We start from the raw sequence: 13951 nt of genomic DNA on the forward strand, positions 1-13951 counted from the left end.
TCCATGGGGGCATTGAGGCGGATTTGGCGTGTGGCTCCGGTGGCCGTCGGCGCGGTCGTCGCCGTCGGAGGTGTGGTCGCGTGCGAACCGGGCGGGCTCAGTTCCGCGACCGTGGCGTACACGACCGACCGGACCATGACGCGTGAACTGGAGCGGCAGAAGGCCGACGTGCGGTGGCTCACCTGCACGGCGAACACCGAGGGCGACGGCTCCACCGCGTCGCCGAGCGAGGAGACCGTCGCCTCCGTCGACTGCGACGGGGAGACCGACGACGGCAAGAAGATCACCGTCGACGGCAAGGTGACCCGCGTCGTCAACGGCGCCTGTGTGCGCGGCGACCTCAAGGCCGAGGTGGACGGCAAGGAGTGGTTCCGGGTCAAGGGGCTGGGCAACTGCGACGCCACCAGCGGCCCGCCCGCGGACAGACCTTCCCAGCAGCAGCCCGGGCCCACCGTGACCGTCACCCGGACCATCTGGTGCCCGGACGACCCGCACTGCCGCCCGGTCGAGGGCAAATAGTCCGCCGGGCCGGCGACCGGCAAGTGATCCAAACCTCTGTCGGCGGACCGCGCCGCTGCATAGGGTGAGGGGGTGACACAGCCCGCAGCGCCTGCCTACCTCCGCTTTCCGCACCCGCACGGCGAGTTGGTCGCCTTCACCGCCGAGGACGACGTGTGGCTCGCCCCGCTCGACGGCGGCCGGGCCTGGCGGGTCAGCGCCGACAACGTGCCGGTGAACCACCCGCGCATCTCGCCCGACGGCACCACCGTCGCCTGGACCTCCACCCGGGACGGCGCCCCCGAGGTGCACGTCGCGCCCGTCGACGGCGGCCGCGCCGAGCGCCTCACCCACTGGGGCAGCATCAGGACCCAGGTACGCGGCTGGACCCCGGACGGCCGGGTCCTCGCCCTCAGCACCTACGGGCAGGCCAGCCTGCGCCGCAGCTGGGCCCGCGCCGTCCCGCTCGACGGCGGACCGGCCGCCACCCTGCCGTACGGCCCCGTCGGCGACGTCGCGGACGGGCCGCACACCGTGCTGCTGTCCGCGCCGATGGGCCGCGAGGCCGCCTGGTGGAAGCGCTACCGGGGCGGTACGGCGGGCAAGCTGTGGATCGACCGCGAGGACGACGGCGAGTTCGTACGCCTCCACGACGGCCTCGACGGCAACATCGAGTACCCCTTCTGGGTCGGCGACCGGATCGCCTTCCTCTCCGACCACGAGGGCACCGGCGCCGTCTACTCCTCCCTCGCCGACGGCTCCGACCTGCGCCGCCACACCCCCCTCGACGGTTTCTACGCCCGGCACGCGGCGACCGACGGCGCCCGCGTCGTCTACTCCAGCGCCGGTGAGCTGTGGACCCTCGACGACCTCGACGGCGCCGAGCCCCGCCGGCTGGACATCCGGCTCGGCGGCGCCCGCGTCGACCTCCAGTCCTACCCGCTGAACGCCGCCCGCTGGTTCGGCTCGGCCTCCCCCGACCACACGGCACGCGGCAGTGCCGTCGCCGTCCGGGGCGCCGTGCACTGGGTCACCCACCGTGCCGGACCGGCCCGCGCGCTCGCGGCGACGGTCGGGGTCCGCACCCGGCTGCCCCGCACCTTCCGCGCCGACGGCGAGGAGTGGGTGGTGTGGGTGACGGACGCCGAGGGCGACGACGCCCTGGAGTTCGCGCCCGCCACCGGACTCGCGCCCGGCACCACCGCGCGGCGCCTGGCCGCCGGACGGCTCGGCCGGGTGCTGCACCTCGCCATGGCCCCCGACGGCAGCCGGGCCGCCGTCGCCTCGCACGACGGGCGGGTCCTGCTCGTCGAGCGCGAGAGCGGCGAGGTCCGCGAGGTCGACCGCAGCGAGGACGGCGACGCGTCCGGGCTGGTCTTCTCGCCCGACTCCGCCTGGCTCGCCTGGTCCCACCCCGGTCCCGACCCGCTGCGCCAGCTCAAGCTCGCCAACACCACCGACCTGTCGGTGAGCGAGGCGACGCCGCTGCGCTTCAAGGACTACGCGCCGGCCTTCACCCAGGACGGCAAGCACCTCGCCTTCCTCTCCACCCGCTCCTTCGACCCCGTCTACGACGAACACGTCTTCGACCTGGCCTTCATCGAGGGCGCCCGGCCGTACCTGATCACGCTCGCCGCGACCACCCCCTCGCCCTTCGGTCCGCAGCGCCACGGCCGCCCCTTCGAGACCCCGGACCGGGAGGAGACCCCCGACAGCGAGGGCACCCCGACCACCCGGATCGACATCGAGGGCCTCGCCGACCGCATCGTGCCCTTCCCGGTCGCGGCCGCCCGCTACTCCGGGCTGCGCGCCGCCAAGGACGGCGTCCTGTGGCTGCGCCACCCGCTCACCGGCGTCCTCGGCGCCTCCCGCGCCACCCCGGACGCCCCCGACCCGAACACCGAGCTGGAGCGTTACGACCTCGCCCAGCAGCGCGTCGAGCATCTCGCGGGCGACGCCGACCACTTCGAGGTCAGCGGCGACGGCAAGCGGGTGCTGCTGTGGACCGACGGACGGCTCAAGGTCGTGCCCAGTGACCGGCGGGCCTCCGCCGACGAGGACAGCGACACCAACATCGGTGTCGACCTGGGCCGGGTACGGCAGACCGTCGACCCGGCCGCCGAGTGGCGCCAGATGTTCGACGAGACCGGCCGCATCATGCGGGACCACTTCTGGCGGGCCGACATGAACGGCGTCGACTGGGACGGCGTCCTCGACCGCTACCGGCCCGTCCTGGACCGCCTCGCCACCCACGACGACCTGGTCGACCTCCTCTGGGAGGTGCAGGGCGAACTCGGCACCTCGCACGCCTACGTCACCCCGCGTGGTGGCCACGGCTCCGGTGCCCGGCAGGGCCTGCTCGGCGCCGACCTCTCCCGGCACGAGGACGGCACCTGGCGCATCGACCGCGTCCTGCCCTCGGAGACCTCCGACCCCGACGCCCGCTCCCCGCTCGCAGCGCCCGGCGTCGCCGTGCGCGCGGGGGACGCGATCGTCGCGGTCGCCGGGCAGCCCGTGGACCGGGTCACCGGACCCGGCCCGCTGCTGGTCGGCACGGCGGGCAAGGCCGTCGAGCTGACCGTCTCCCCGTCCGGCGGCGGCGAACTGCGGCACGCCGTCGTCGTCCCCCTCGCCGACGAGGAGCCGCTGCGCTACCACGCGTGGGTCGCCGACCGCCGCGCGCACGTCCACGAGAAGTCCGGCGGCCGGCTCGGCTACCTGCACGTTCCCGACATGCAGGCGCCCGGCTGGGCCCAGATCCACCGCGACCTGCGCGTCGAGGTGGCCCGCGAGGGCCTGGTCGTCGACGTCCGCGAGAACCGCGGCGGGCACACCTCCCAGCTGGTCGTGGAGAAGCTGGCCAGGCGCGTCGTCGGCTGGGACCTGCCCCGCGGGATGCGCCCCTCCAGTTACCCGCTGGACGCGCCCCGCGGCCCGGTCGTCGCCGTCGCCAACGAGTTCTCCGGCTCCGACGGCGACATCGTCAACGCCGCCATCAAGGCACTCGGCATCGGCCCCGTCGTCGGCACCCGCACCTGGGGCGGCGTCATCGGCATCGACAGCCGCTACCGCCTGGTCGACGGCACCCTGATCACCCAGCCCAAGTACGCCTTCTGGCTGGAGGGTTACGGCTGGGGCGTGGAGAACCACGGCGTCGACCCGGACGTGGAGGTCTGGCAGCGCCCCCAGGACCACGCGGCGGGCCGCGACCCGCAACTGGACGAGGCGATCGGGCTGGCGCTGGCCGCCCTGGAGGAGACCCCGGCGAAGACCCCGCCGGTGCTGCCCGAGCCACCGGGGACCGACTGACGCACCCGGTCGATACGATGCCCGCAGAAGATCACCGGTGACCCGGTGCTCCCTTTCCGGCGTGAGGAGGCCCCATGGCGGGCGAGCCCCAGGACGACTGCCTGTTCTGCAAGATCGTCGCAGGCCAGATCCCGGCGACGATCGTCCGCGAGACGGACACCACCGTCGCCTTCCGCGACATAAACCCCCAGGCCCCCACGCACGTCCTGGTGATCCCCAAGGCGCACTACCGCGACGCCGCCGCGCTCGCCGCCGGTGCCCCGGACCTCGCCGCGGACGTCCTGCGCGAGACGCAGGCGGTCGCCGACCAGGAGAAACTGGACAGCTACCGGACCGTCTTCAACACCGGCACCGGCGCCGGGCAGACCGTCTGGCACGCGCACGCCCACGTCCTCGGCGGCCGCGGCCTCGAATGGCCCCCCGGATAGCCCACGATGTCCGTACGTGAACTGGTCGTCCTCGGCACCGCCAGCCAGGTCCCGACCCGGCACCGCAACCACAACGGGTACCTGCTGCGCTGGGACGGCGAGGGCATCCTGTTCGACCCCGGCGAGGGCACGCAGCGCCAGATGCTCCGTGCCGGGGTCGCCGCCCACGACCTGAACCGGATCTGCGTCACGCACTTCCACGGCGACCACAGCCTGGGCCTGGCCGGTGTCATCCAGCGCATCAACCTCGACCGGGTCCCGCACGAGATCACCGCCCACTACCCGCGCTCCGGACGCCGCTTCTTCGAGCGGCTGCGGTATGCCACCGCCTACCGCGAGACGGTCGCGCTCACCGAGTCGCCGGTGGACACGGACGGGCCGCTGGCGGTCACCCCGGCCTACACCCTGGACGCCCACAAGCTGTCCCACCCCGTCGAGTCCTACGGCTACCGCCTCACCGAACCCGACGGCCGCCGCATGCTCCCCGACCGCCTGGCCGCACACGGCATCACGGGCCCCGACGTCGGCCGCCTCCAGCGGGAGGGCTCGCTGAACGGCGTCCCGCTCGACGAGGTCAGCGAGGTCCGCCGCGGCCAGCGGTTCGCGTTCGTCATGGACACCCGGCTCTGCCCCGGGGTGCACGCGCTCGCCGAGGACTGCGACCTGCTGGTCATCGAGTCCACCTTCCTCGACGAGGACGAGGCGCTCGCCACCGACCACGGCCACCTGACCGCAGGCCAGGCCGCGCGGGTCGCCCGGGACGCGGGCGTACGGCACCTGGTTCTCACCCACTTCAGCCAGCGCTACTCCGACCCGGAGGAGTTCGAACGGCAGGCGCGGGCCGCCGGATTCGATGGCGGGCTGACCGTGGCCCGCGATCTCACCCGGATCCCGGTTCCGAAACGTCGGTGAAACCGCCGTACGATGCTCTGATGTCCCTGCCCAAAGCTGAACTGCACCTCCACATCGAAGGCACCCTGGAGCCGGAGCTGGCCTTCGAGCTGGCCGCCCGCAACAGCGTGCCCCTGCCGTACGCCGACGAGGACGCGCTGCGCGAGGCGTACCGGTTCGAGGACCTCCAGTCCTTCCTCAACCTGTACTACGAACTGATGGCCGTCCTGCGCACCGAGCGGGACTTCGAGGACCTCGCCAACGCCTACCTCGCCCGTGCCGCCGCGCAGGGCGTCCGGCACGCGGAGATCTTCTTCGACCCGCAGGCCCACCTCGCCCGGGGCGTGGAGATGGGCACGGTGGTGGAGGGGCTGTGGCGGGCGCTGGGCCGCAGCCGGGAGAACCACGGGGTCTCCACCCGGCTGATCATGTGCTTCCTGCGCGACGAGTCCGCCGAGTCGGCCCTCGCGACGCTGGACGCCGCGAAGCCGTACCTCGACCGGATCACCGGCGTCGGCCTGGACTCCGCCGAGGTCGGCCACCCGCCGGTCAAGTTCCGTGAGGTGTACGAGGCCGCCGCCGCGCTCGGGCTGCGCCGGGTCGCGCACGCGGGCGAGGAGGGGCCGCCGGAGTACGTCACCGAGGCCCTGGACGTCCTGGGCGTCGAGCGCGTCGACCACGGCCTGCGCTCGCTGGAGGACCCGGAGCTGGTGGCGCGGCTGGTGCGCGACCGCGTCCCGCTGACCCTGTGCCCGCTGTCCAACGTCCGGCTGCGCACGGTCGACACCCTCGCCGACCACCCTCTGCCGGCGATGCTCGAAGCGGGCCTCATGTGCACCGTCAACTCCGACGACCCGGCCTACTTCGGCGGCTACGCGGGCGACAACTTCGACGCCGTGCGCCTGGCCCTCGGCCTCACCGAGGAGCGGCTTCGGGAACTGGCCCGCAACTCGTTCCTCGCCTCCTTCCTGGAGGACGACGAGGAACTGCGGGCACGCTGTCTGGCCGAGGTGGCGGAGTACACCTTCCCGGCGGCCTGACTCAGCCCGGGCCGGGCCCCGGTGCGGCCGCGGCCTGCCGAGGCCCGGCCGTGCCGTAGGCGCCGCGGACGGCCAGGGCCGGCGCGTCCACGTCGATCTCCACGACCGGCTGCTCCGTGGCGCCGACCTCGGGCACCGCACCGCTCGGCGTGCCGGTGGCGGCGGCGACCAGCGCGGCCGGGGTGCCGCCGCGACGGCGGATCGTGCCGGGCAGCAGCGGACGCCCGCCGGTGTGCAGGGCGACGGCCGTCATCGGCACGGCGACCAGCAGCAGACCCCCGGCCAGGACGAGGCCCATGCCCGCGTAGCCGGCCTGCGCGGACAGCACGCTGCCCGCCAGCGGCCCGGCCGCCGTGCCCAGCGACGACGCCGAGCCGACGAGCACCGCCCAGCGCCCGCGCGCGTCGAGCGAGGCGGCGAGACCGATCAGGTACGACAGCACCACCGGGTACAGCGTGTTCCAGGCGATCTCCCCGGTCGCGAACGCCGTGGGCGTGGTCGCGGACGCACTCACCACGATGCAGCCCGCGATGAGCGCGGTGCCCGCCCCGACCGGCATGGCCCGGCCGAGCCGCGGCCCGAGCGCGCCGGCCACCAGCACGCCCATCAGTCCCGCCCCCAGCGCGACGGCGAAGACCAGCCCGAGGGCGGCGTCGCCGAGGCCCGCCTGGGTCAGCCCGATCCTGCCGCTGACGCCCCACAGGGAGTTCTGGGCGAGGGACCAGCACAGCACGGTGACCGCCAGGACGAGACCCGAACGACGGTGGGGGAGCGGCCCCGAGGCGGTCCGCGCGGCCGGCGACGTGCCGGTCCCGGCCGGGAGGCGGCCGGTCAGCGGCCACACCGCGAGGGCGGTCAGCGCGATCGCGGCCAGCGGCAGGCCGTGCGACCCGCCGAGGTGGGGCACCGTCAGATACACGGCACCGGCCAGCGCGGACACGCTCAGCAGTCCCGCCGTGGAGGCGCGGTGGGGGTCACGCTCGGCGGCGATCCGGGTTGCGGCGACCGTGGTGGCCGTACCGGATCCGAACCCGCCGAGGACCGCGCCGGCGACGACGGCGGGGACGGCGGTGGTGAGCGAGGCGGCGCCGTAGCCCAGGAAGGCCAGGGCCAGTCCGAACCGGGCCAGGGTGCGGGCGCCGGCCCGCTCCACGCGGGAGGCGAGCAGGAAGCCCGCGCTCGCCGAACTCAGCAGCAGCGCGCTGCCGACGGCGCCTGCCTGCGTGGCGCTCAGCGGAAGACCGGTGTCGAGTCTGCCGACGGTGGTGGGCAGCAGATACGGAGGAAGGTACCCGGCCGTGAAAACGGCGACGAGGGGCCAGGGGGTGGTGCGGAGGGCGAGCACGGGCGTTCCCAGGGCATGCGAAAGGGACTCGGGAAGAGGAGGGGGGCGACGGCCGTCGATCGACGGGAGCGCGCGGGCAATTTGTATCAAGAGCGGGAACGCCGCAAACAACCGAGGGGGTATGAGCTGGGTCACACTTGAGTTTGGAGGTTTCGGTACTGGGTAGCAGCGCTCGCCACCCCGGCTGACCAGGCGTCAGACCGGTGCCGTCCGCCGCCCTCCGCCCCGGTCGCGCCATTGACGCCCCGGGGTCGCGCTCCCTAGTCTCGATCTCCATACGTGGATGCCGTTTACATACAGAGACGAGGAGTCGCCCCGTGACCGCCGACCTCACCATTACGGCCGTCCACCTCACGCCGATCCTCGTGGCGGACCCTCCGCTGCTCAACACGCAGGGCGTGCACCAGCCGTACACGCCCCGCCTGATCATCGAGGTCGAGACCGCCGACGGGGTCACCGGCATCGGCGAGACCTACGGCGACGCCAAGTATCTGGAACCGGCCAGGCTCTTCGCCGAGAAGCTGGTCGGCCGTCAGGTCAGCGATCTGAACGGCTTGTTCACCCTCGCCGACGAGGTCGCCGTCGACGGCTCCCGGGTCTCCGACCAGGTCGACGTCGGCGGGCTGCGCGGCGTCCAGACCGCCGACAAGCTGCGCCTGTCCGTCGTCTCCGGCTTCGAGGTCGCCTGCCTGGACGCCCTCGGCAAGGCGCTCGGCCTGCCCGTGCACGCGCTGCTGGGCGGCAAGGTCCGCGATTGTGTCGAGTACAGCGCCTACCTCTTCTACAAGTGGGCCGCCCACCCCGAGGGCGTCGCCGCCGAACGGGACGACTGGGGCGCCGCCCTCGACCCGGCCGGTGTGGTCGCCCAGGCCCGCGCCTTCACCGAGCGGTACGGCTTCACCTCCTTCAAGCTCAAGGGCGGTGTCTTCCCGCCCGACGAGGAGATCGCCGCGATCAGGGCGCTCGCCGACGCCTTCCCCGGACACCCGCTGCGCCTGGACCCCAACGGCGCCTGGTCCGTGGAGACCTCGCTCAGGGTCGCCGAGGAACTCGGGGACGTCCTGGAGTACCTGGAGGACCCCGCGCTCGGCACGCCGGCCATGGCCGAGGTCGCCGCGAAGACCGGGGTGCCGCTCGCCACCAACATGTGCGTGACGACGTTCGCCGAGATCCGGGAGGCGTTCACCAAGGGCGCCGTCCAGGTCGTGCTCTCCGACCACCACTACTGGGGCGGGCTGCGCAACACCCAGCAGCTCGCCGCCGTCTGCCGCACCTTCGGCGTCGGCGTGTCCATGCACTCCAACACCCACCTCGGGATCAGCCTCGCCGCCATGACCCACGTCGCGGCCACCGTCCCCGACCTGCACCACGCCTGTGACTCCCACTACCCCTGGCAGTCCGAGGACGTGCTCACCGAACGGCTCGTCTTCGACGGCGGCCGCGTCACCGTCTCCGACGCGCCCGGCCTCGGTGTCGAACTCGACCGCGACCGCCTCGCGTTCCTGCACCGGCGCTGGCTCGACGACGACGGCACCCTGCGCGACCGCGACGACGCCGCCGCGATGCGCGTGGCGGACCCGGACTGGGTCACCCCTTCCGTGCCGCGCTGGTAGGGCGAGGGGATTGTCGGCGGCGTGGTGCACACTGGCGGGATCCGCACCATGCCAGGGAGCGCACCGTGACAGCGTCCACCGTGTCCACCGCGTCCGACGTGCCTGCCATGCCCGCCATGCCGGCCGACGCGAGAACCCATCGCCACGCCCAGGACGAGGAAGCGCACCGCCGGTCCAGGGTCGATCCTCTCGCCGCGCTGCGCGGCCCGCAGGACCCGCCCTGGGACGTGTACCTGACCGGCACCGTCTTCCTCGACGTCGTCTTCACCGGGCTCGACTCCGCACCGGTGCGCGGGACCGAGTCCTGGGCCCGCGGGATGGGGTCGAGCCCCGGCGGCATCGCCAACATGGCGACCGCGCTGGCCCGCCTCGGCCTGCGCACCTCGCTCGCCGCGGCCTTCGGCGACGACCACTACGGCGACTACTGCTGGGACGCGCTGGCCCAGGGCGAGGGCATCGACCTCGGCTCCTCGCGCACCGTTCCGGGCTGGCACTCGCCGGTGACGGTCTCGATGGCGTACGAGGGGGAGCGCACGATGGTCTCCCACGGCCACGAGCCGCCGCCGGAGGAGCCGTCGCCCGACTGCCCGCCGCGTGCGCGTGCCGCCGTCGCCTCCCTCACACCCGGCGTGAGCGCCCCCTGGATCGCCCAGGCCGCCGCCCGCGGCACCCGCGTCTTCGCCGACGTCGGCTGGGACGACACCGGCGCCTGGGACCTGGCCGGGCTGCCCGACCTCGCGCACTGCGAGGCCTTCCTGCCCAACGCGGAGGAGGCCATGCGCTACACCGGCGCCACCTGTCCGCGGGCCGCCGCGCACGCCCTCACCGAGCACGTGCCGCTCGCCGTGGTCACCCTCGGCGCGGAGGGCGCGTACGCGGTGGACCGGCGGACGGGGGAGAGCGCCGAGGTCCCGGCGATCGAGGTGGAGGCCCTGGACCCGACCGGTGCGGGGGACGTCTTCGTCGCCGGCTTCGTCACCGGCACCCTGGCCGGCTGGCCCCTGGCCGACCGGCTCGCCTTCGCCGGTCTGACCGCCGCCCTCTCGGTCCAGGAGTTCGGCGGCTCCCTGTCGGCGCCCGGCTGGGGCGAGATCGCCACTTGGTGGCGCAAGGTCCAGTCGGTCCGGGGCCAGGACCCCACGGCCCTGCGCCGCTACGCGTTCCTCGCCGCCCTGCTCCCCGACGACCCACCCGCGGCCTGGCCCCTGCGCCGGGCCGTCCCGACGATCGGCTTCCGCCCCCCGTCCTGACCACCCGGCGACCGGCTCAGAACCCCAGCCGCCGCAGCTGCTTGGGGTCGCGCTGCCAGTCCTTGGCGACCTTCACGTGCAGGTCCAGGAAGACAGGAGTGCCGAGGAGGGCCTCGATCTGCTTGCGGGACTTGATGCCGACGTCCTTCAGGCGCTTGCCCTTGGGGCCGATGATGATGCCCTTCTGGCTGGGGCGTTCGATGAAGACGTTGGCGTGGATGTCCAGCAGCGGCTTGTCGGCGGGGCGGTCCTCGCGCGGGAGCATCTCCTCGACGACCACCGCGATGGAGTGCGGCAGCTCGTCCCGTACGCCCTCCAGCGCGGCCTCCCGGATCAGCTCGGCGACCATGACCTGCTCGGGCTCGTCGGTCAGGTCGCCCTCGGGGTAGAGCGCGGGGCCCTCGGGCAGCAGCGGGGTCAGCAGGTCCGCGAGCAGGTCGACCTGCTTGTTCCCGGTCGCCGACACCGGGACGATCTCCGCCCAGGTGATGCCCAGTTCCTCGCCGAGCCGGTCGATCGCGATCAGCTGCTCGGCCAGGGTCTTGCCGTCCACCAGGTCGGTCTTCGTGACGATCGCGACCTTCGGCGTCTTCCGGATCCCCGCCAGCTCCTTGGCGATGAAGCGGTCACCGGGGCCCAGCTTCTCGTCGGCCGGCAGACAGAAACCGATGACGTCCACCTCGGCCCACGTCGTGCGCACCACGTCGTTCAGCCGCTCGCCCAGCAGCGTGCGCGGCTTGTGCAGCCCAGGGGTGTCCACCAGGATCAGCTGGGCCTCCTCACGGTGCACGATGCCCCGCACGGTGTGCCGCGTGGTCTGCGGACGGTTCGAGGTGATCGCCACCTTCTGCCCGACCAGAGCGTTCGTGAGGGTGGACTTGCCCGCGTTGGGGCGGCCCACGAAGCAGGCGAAGCCGGCCCGGTGAACAGTCTCGGCCGGTTCTTCGGATGACTGGGTACGAACGCTCATGGCGCCCATTGTCCCTGATCCCCGGAGCCCCGCCGTACCAAGGTCGACGGCAGGGCCGCCCTCAGCCCGCGCTCACCGTGGAGCGGACCGTTCCGTCCGGCGAGGCGACCAGCACCGGCGTCCCGGGACCGCCCAGGTCCCGCACCGCCGCCCGGTCCTCCGCCGACGCCGCCTCTGCCTCGGTCACCACGGCCGCCGCCTCCAGGGACTTCGCGCCGGACGCCACCGCCATCGCCACCGCGGTACGCAGCGCGCTCAGCTGCAGCGAGTCCAGGGCCACGGTCCCGGCGACGTAGGTGCGTCCGGTCTCGTCGCGCACGGCCGCCCCCTCGGCCACACCGTTGCGGGCCCGGGCGGAACGGGCCAGGGTGACGATCTTGCGGTCCTCGGGGTCGAGGGCGGGAGTCTCGGTCATGGACCGAGCATACGTTCAGTGATCGGGAGCGGGCTCAGGGACGGTCGAGGCGGAGGCGGTCGGCGCGCGGCAGACCGGCGACCACCAGGTCGTACGAGTCCTCGACCAGCTCCCGGACCACACGGTCCGGGAGTCCGCCGTCGGCGGTCACCGTGTTCCAGTGCCGCTTGTTCATGTGCCAGCCCGGGACGACCAGCCCCGGGTACTCGCCGCGCAGCCGCACCGCCTCGTCCGGGTCGCACTTGAGGTTGACCGTGAGCGGGTGCCCGTTCAGCGAGGACAGCGCGAACATCTTCCCCAGCACCTTGAAGACCGAGGTCTCCGGGTTGAAGGGGAAGTCCTCCAGCGAGGCGTTGAAGGACAGGCAGAAGTCGCGCAGCTCCTCGGGACTCACTCCGCCGCCGCCTCCTTCGGGGCCTCCGCGGCGCCCACCGGCTCCGCCAGCACCGTCACGATCTTGTTCCGGCGGCCCGCCGCGGCCTCCGCGGTCAGCCGCAGTTCCCGCCCGTCGGGCAGCTCCACGATCGAGGAGGCACCGGCGATCGGCACCCTGCCCAGCGCCTTCGCCAGCAGACCGCCCACCGTCTCCACGTCCTCGTCGTCGAACGCCTCCAGGCCGTACAGCTCGCCCAGGTCGCCGATGTCGAGGCGCGCGGTGACCCGGAAGCGGTCCCCGCCCAGCTCCTCGACCGGCGGCAGCTCCCGGTCGTACTCGTCGGTGATCTCGCCGACGATCTCCTCCAGGATGTCCTCGATGGTGACGATGCCGGCCGTGCCGCCGTACTCGTCGATGACGACGGCGACGTGGCTGCGCTCCTTCTGCATCTCGCGCAGCAGGTCACCGGCGTTCTTGGTGTCGGGCACGAAGGTCGCCGGGCGCATCGCGGTGGAGACCAGGTCGCTCTCCGCCTCCCGGCTGATGTGCGTCCTGCGGACCAGGTCCTTCAGGTACACGATGCCGACGATGTCGTCCTCGCTGTCCCCGGTGACCGGGATGCGCGAGAAGCCCGAGCGCAGGGCGAGGGTGAGCGCCTGCCGGATGGTCTTGTAGCGCTCGATGACCACGAGGTCGGTGCGCGGGACCATGACCTCGCGGACGAGGGTGTCGCCCAGCTCGAACACCGAGTGCACCATGCGGCGCTCCTCGGCCTCGATCAGGGACTCCTTCTCGGCGTAGTCGACCAGCGCGCGCAGCTCCGCCTCCGAGGCGAAGGGGCCGCGGCGGAAGCCCTTGCCGGGGGTGAGCGCGTTGCCGATGAGGATGAGCAGCGACGGGATCGGGCCCATGACGCGGGCCAGCGGCACCAGCACGTACGCCGCGACCGTCGCCGTGTTCAGCGGGTGCTGGCGGCCGATGGTGCGCGGGGAGACCCCGACGGCGACGTACGAGACGAGCACCATCACCGCGATGGCGATCAGCAGGGCCTCGGTGGTGTTGGCGAACTCCTGCAGGCAGGCGTACGCGACCAGCGCGGCCGCCGCCATCTCGCAGGCGACGCGGACCAGCAGCGCCACGTTGAGGTAGCGCGTCGGGTCGGCGGCGACCTTGGCGAGCTTCTCGCCACCGCGTCGCCCGGACCGCACCGCCTCCTCCGCCCGGAAGCTGGAGACCCGCGCGAGGCCCGCCTCCGCGCAGGCGGCGAGCCAGGCGACCACGATCAGGGCCACGGCGCCCGCGACCAGGGGGAGGCTCATGAGACGGTCGGGGCCGGAGACGGGCCGGTCAGGCCCCGCTCCGCACGCCAGCCGTCCACGATGGCGGCCTGGAGACCGAACATCTCGGCCTTCTCGTCCGGCTCCTCGTGGTCGTAGCCGAGCAGGTGCAGCACCCCGTGGACGGTCAGGAGCTGCAGCTCCTCGTCCATGGAGTGCTGCGTCGGCGCCTCGGTGCCCTGCTTGGCGGCGACCTCCGGGCAGAGCACGATGTCGCCGAGCAGCCCCTGCGGCGGCTCGTCCTCCTCCTTGGCGGGCGGGCGCAGCTCGTCCATCGGGAAGGACATCACGTCGGTCGGACCGGGCAGGTCCATCCACTGGATGTGCAGCTGCTCCATGGCGCCGTCGTCCACGACGATCACCGAGAGCTCGGAGAGCGGGTGGATGCGCATCCGCGCGAGCGCGTAGCGGGCGATGTCGAGGATCGCCTGCTCGTCGACCTCGGTTCCGGACTCGTTGTTGACGTCGATCGACATGGT

At 73.2% G+C, this 13951-nt stretch carries 13 protein-coding genes; 7 read left to right on the forward strand and 6 right to left on the reverse strand.

From position 1 onward, the window contains the following. Positions 1-3: 3 nt before the first annotated feature. From ACGF3J_RS02505 to ACGF3J_RS02525, 5 genes are all read left to right on the forward strand, one after another. Positions 4-519: a hypothetical protein gene (locus tag ACGF3J_RS02505; RefSeq protein WP_202558300.1), complete on the forward strand. Its 516-nt coding sequence runs from the start codon at positions 4-6 to the stop codon at positions 517-519. Between the two features lie 72 nt (positions 520-591). Further along, positions 592-3807, forward strand: coding sequence for a S41 family peptidase (locus ACGF3J_RS02510; protein ID WP_161329476.1), 3216 nt, complete (start codon positions 592-594; stop codon positions 3805-3807). Between the two features lie 74 nt (positions 3808-3881). After that, on the forward strand, positions 3882-4235 hold the full coding sequence (locus ACGF3J_RS02515; protein WP_161329477.1) for a histidine triad nucleotide-binding protein: 354 nt from the start codon (positions 3882-3884) through the stop codon (positions 4233-4235). A gap of 6 nt (positions 4236-4241) precedes the next feature. Next, entirely contained in the window at positions 4242-5147 is a 906-nt protein-coding gene (locus ACGF3J_RS02520) for a ribonuclease Z (protein WP_161329478.1), read from the forward strand. Positions 5148-5167: 20 nt separating this feature from the next. Further along, the gene (locus ACGF3J_RS02525) at positions 5168-6166 is read left to right on the forward strand and encodes an adenosine deaminase (RefSeq protein ID WP_161329479.1); all 999 of its coding nucleotides are present in this window, start codon (positions 5168-5170) and stop codon (positions 6164-6166) included. Between the two features lies 1 nt (position 6167). On the opposite strand, the gene ACGF3J_RS02530 is transcribed toward ACGF3J_RS02525, so the two are convergent. Further along, the gene (locus ACGF3J_RS02530; protein ID WP_161329480.1) at positions 6168-7511 is read right to left on the reverse strand and encodes an MFS transporter; all 1344 of its coding nucleotides are present in this window, start codon (positions 7509-7511) and stop codon (positions 6168-6170) included. Positions 7512-7828: 317 nt separating this feature from the next. Between ACGF3J_RS02530 and ACGF3J_RS02535 the strand changes: the two genes are divergently transcribed. Both ACGF3J_RS02535 and ACGF3J_RS02540 read left to right on the forward strand, forming a co-directional pair. Next, complete coding sequence (locus ACGF3J_RS02535) at positions 7829-9124, forward strand: glucarate dehydratase family protein (RefSeq protein WP_161329481.1); 1296 nt, start codon at positions 7829-7831, stop codon at positions 9122-9124. A 116-nt stretch (positions 9125-9240) separates the two neighbouring features. Beyond that, positions 9241-10374, forward strand: a complete 1134-nt coding sequence (locus ACGF3J_RS02540; RefSeq protein ID WP_202558309.1) for a carbohydrate kinase family protein — start codon at positions 9241-9243, stop codon at positions 10372-10374. A gap of 16 nt (positions 10375-10390) precedes the next feature. Here the strand turns inward: ACGF3J_RS02540 and era are convergent, their stop codons facing one another. The 5 genes from era to ybeY form a co-directional block, all read right to left on the reverse strand. Continuing rightward, positions 10391-11344 carry a GTPase Era gene (gene era, locus ACGF3J_RS02545; protein ID WP_161329483.1) on the reverse strand — a complete coding sequence of 318 codons (954 nt, stop codon included), beginning with the start codon at positions 11342-11344 and terminating at the stop codon, positions 10391-10393. Positions 11345-11405: 61 nt separating this feature from the next. Further along, a complete protein-coding gene (locus ACGF3J_RS02550; RefSeq protein WP_161329484.1) occupies positions 11406-11759 on the reverse strand; it encodes a cytidine deaminase in 354 nt (117 codons plus the stop codon). Positions 11760-11793: 34 nt separating this feature from the next. Continuing rightward, on the reverse strand, positions 11794-12153 hold the full coding sequence (locus tag ACGF3J_RS02555) for an MmcQ/YjbR family DNA-binding protein (protein WP_161329485.1): 360 nt from the start codon (positions 12151-12153) through the stop codon (positions 11794-11796). Beyond that, positions 12150-13454, reverse strand: a complete 1305-nt coding sequence (locus ACGF3J_RS02560; RefSeq protein ID WP_161329486.1) for a hemolysin family protein — start codon at positions 13452-13454, stop codon at positions 12150-12152. The genes ACGF3J_RS02555 and ACGF3J_RS02560 overlap by 4 nt, the downstream gene beginning before the upstream one ends. Beyond that, positions 13451-13948, reverse strand: coding sequence for an rRNA maturation RNase YbeY (gene ybeY / locus ACGF3J_RS02565; protein ID WP_161329487.1), 498 nt, complete (start codon positions 13946-13948; stop codon positions 13451-13453). The genes ACGF3J_RS02560 and ybeY overlap by 4 nt, the downstream gene beginning before the upstream one ends. Between the last annotated feature and the right edge of the window lie 3 nt (positions 13949-13951).

The sequence above is a fragment of the Streptomyces sp. NPDC048171 genome (genome assembly GCF_043202655.1).
Taxonomy (GTDB): domain Bacteria; phylum Actinomycetota; class Actinomycetes; order Streptomycetales; family Streptomycetaceae; genus Streptomyces.

What these genes read in the sequence shown, in the direction of transcription:
- ACGF3J_RS02505 (WP_202558300.1), top strand. Translation starts at nt 4, where the DNA reads ATGGGGGCATTGAGGCGGATTTGGCGTGTGGCTCCGGTGGCCGTCGGC.
- ACGF3J_RS02515 (WP_161329477.1), top strand. Translation starts at nt 3,882, where the DNA reads ATGGCGGGCGAGCCCCAGGACGACTGCCTGTTCTGCAAGATCGTCGCA.
- ACGF3J_RS02520 (WP_161329478.1), top strand. Translation starts at nt 4,242, where the DNA reads ATGTCCGTACGTGAACTGGTCGTCCTCGGCACCGCCAGCCAGGTCCCG.
- ACGF3J_RS02525 (WP_161329479.1), top strand. Translation starts at nt 5,168, where the DNA reads ATGTCCCTGCCCAAAGCTGAACTGCACCTCCACATCGAAGGCACCCTG.
- ACGF3J_RS02540 (WP_202558309.1), top strand. Translation starts at nt 9,241, where the DNA reads ATGCCGGCCGACGCGAGAACCCATCGCCACGCCCAGGACGAGGAAGCG.
- era (WP_161329483.1), bottom strand. Translation starts at nt 11,344, where the DNA reads ATGAGCGTTCGTACCCAGTCATCCGAAGAACCGGCCGAGACTGTTCAC.
- ACGF3J_RS02550 (WP_161329484.1), bottom strand. Translation starts at nt 11,759, where the DNA reads ATGACCGAGACTCCCGCCCTCGACCCCGAGGACCGCAAGATCGTCACC.
- ACGF3J_RS02560 (WP_161329486.1), bottom strand. Translation starts at nt 13,454, where the DNA reads ATGAGCCTCCCCCTGGTCGCGGGCGCCGTGGCCCTGATCGTGGTCGCC.
- ybeY (WP_161329487.1), bottom strand. Translation starts at nt 13,948, where the DNA reads ATGTCGATCGACGTCAACAACGAGTCCGGAACCGAGGTCGACGAGCAG.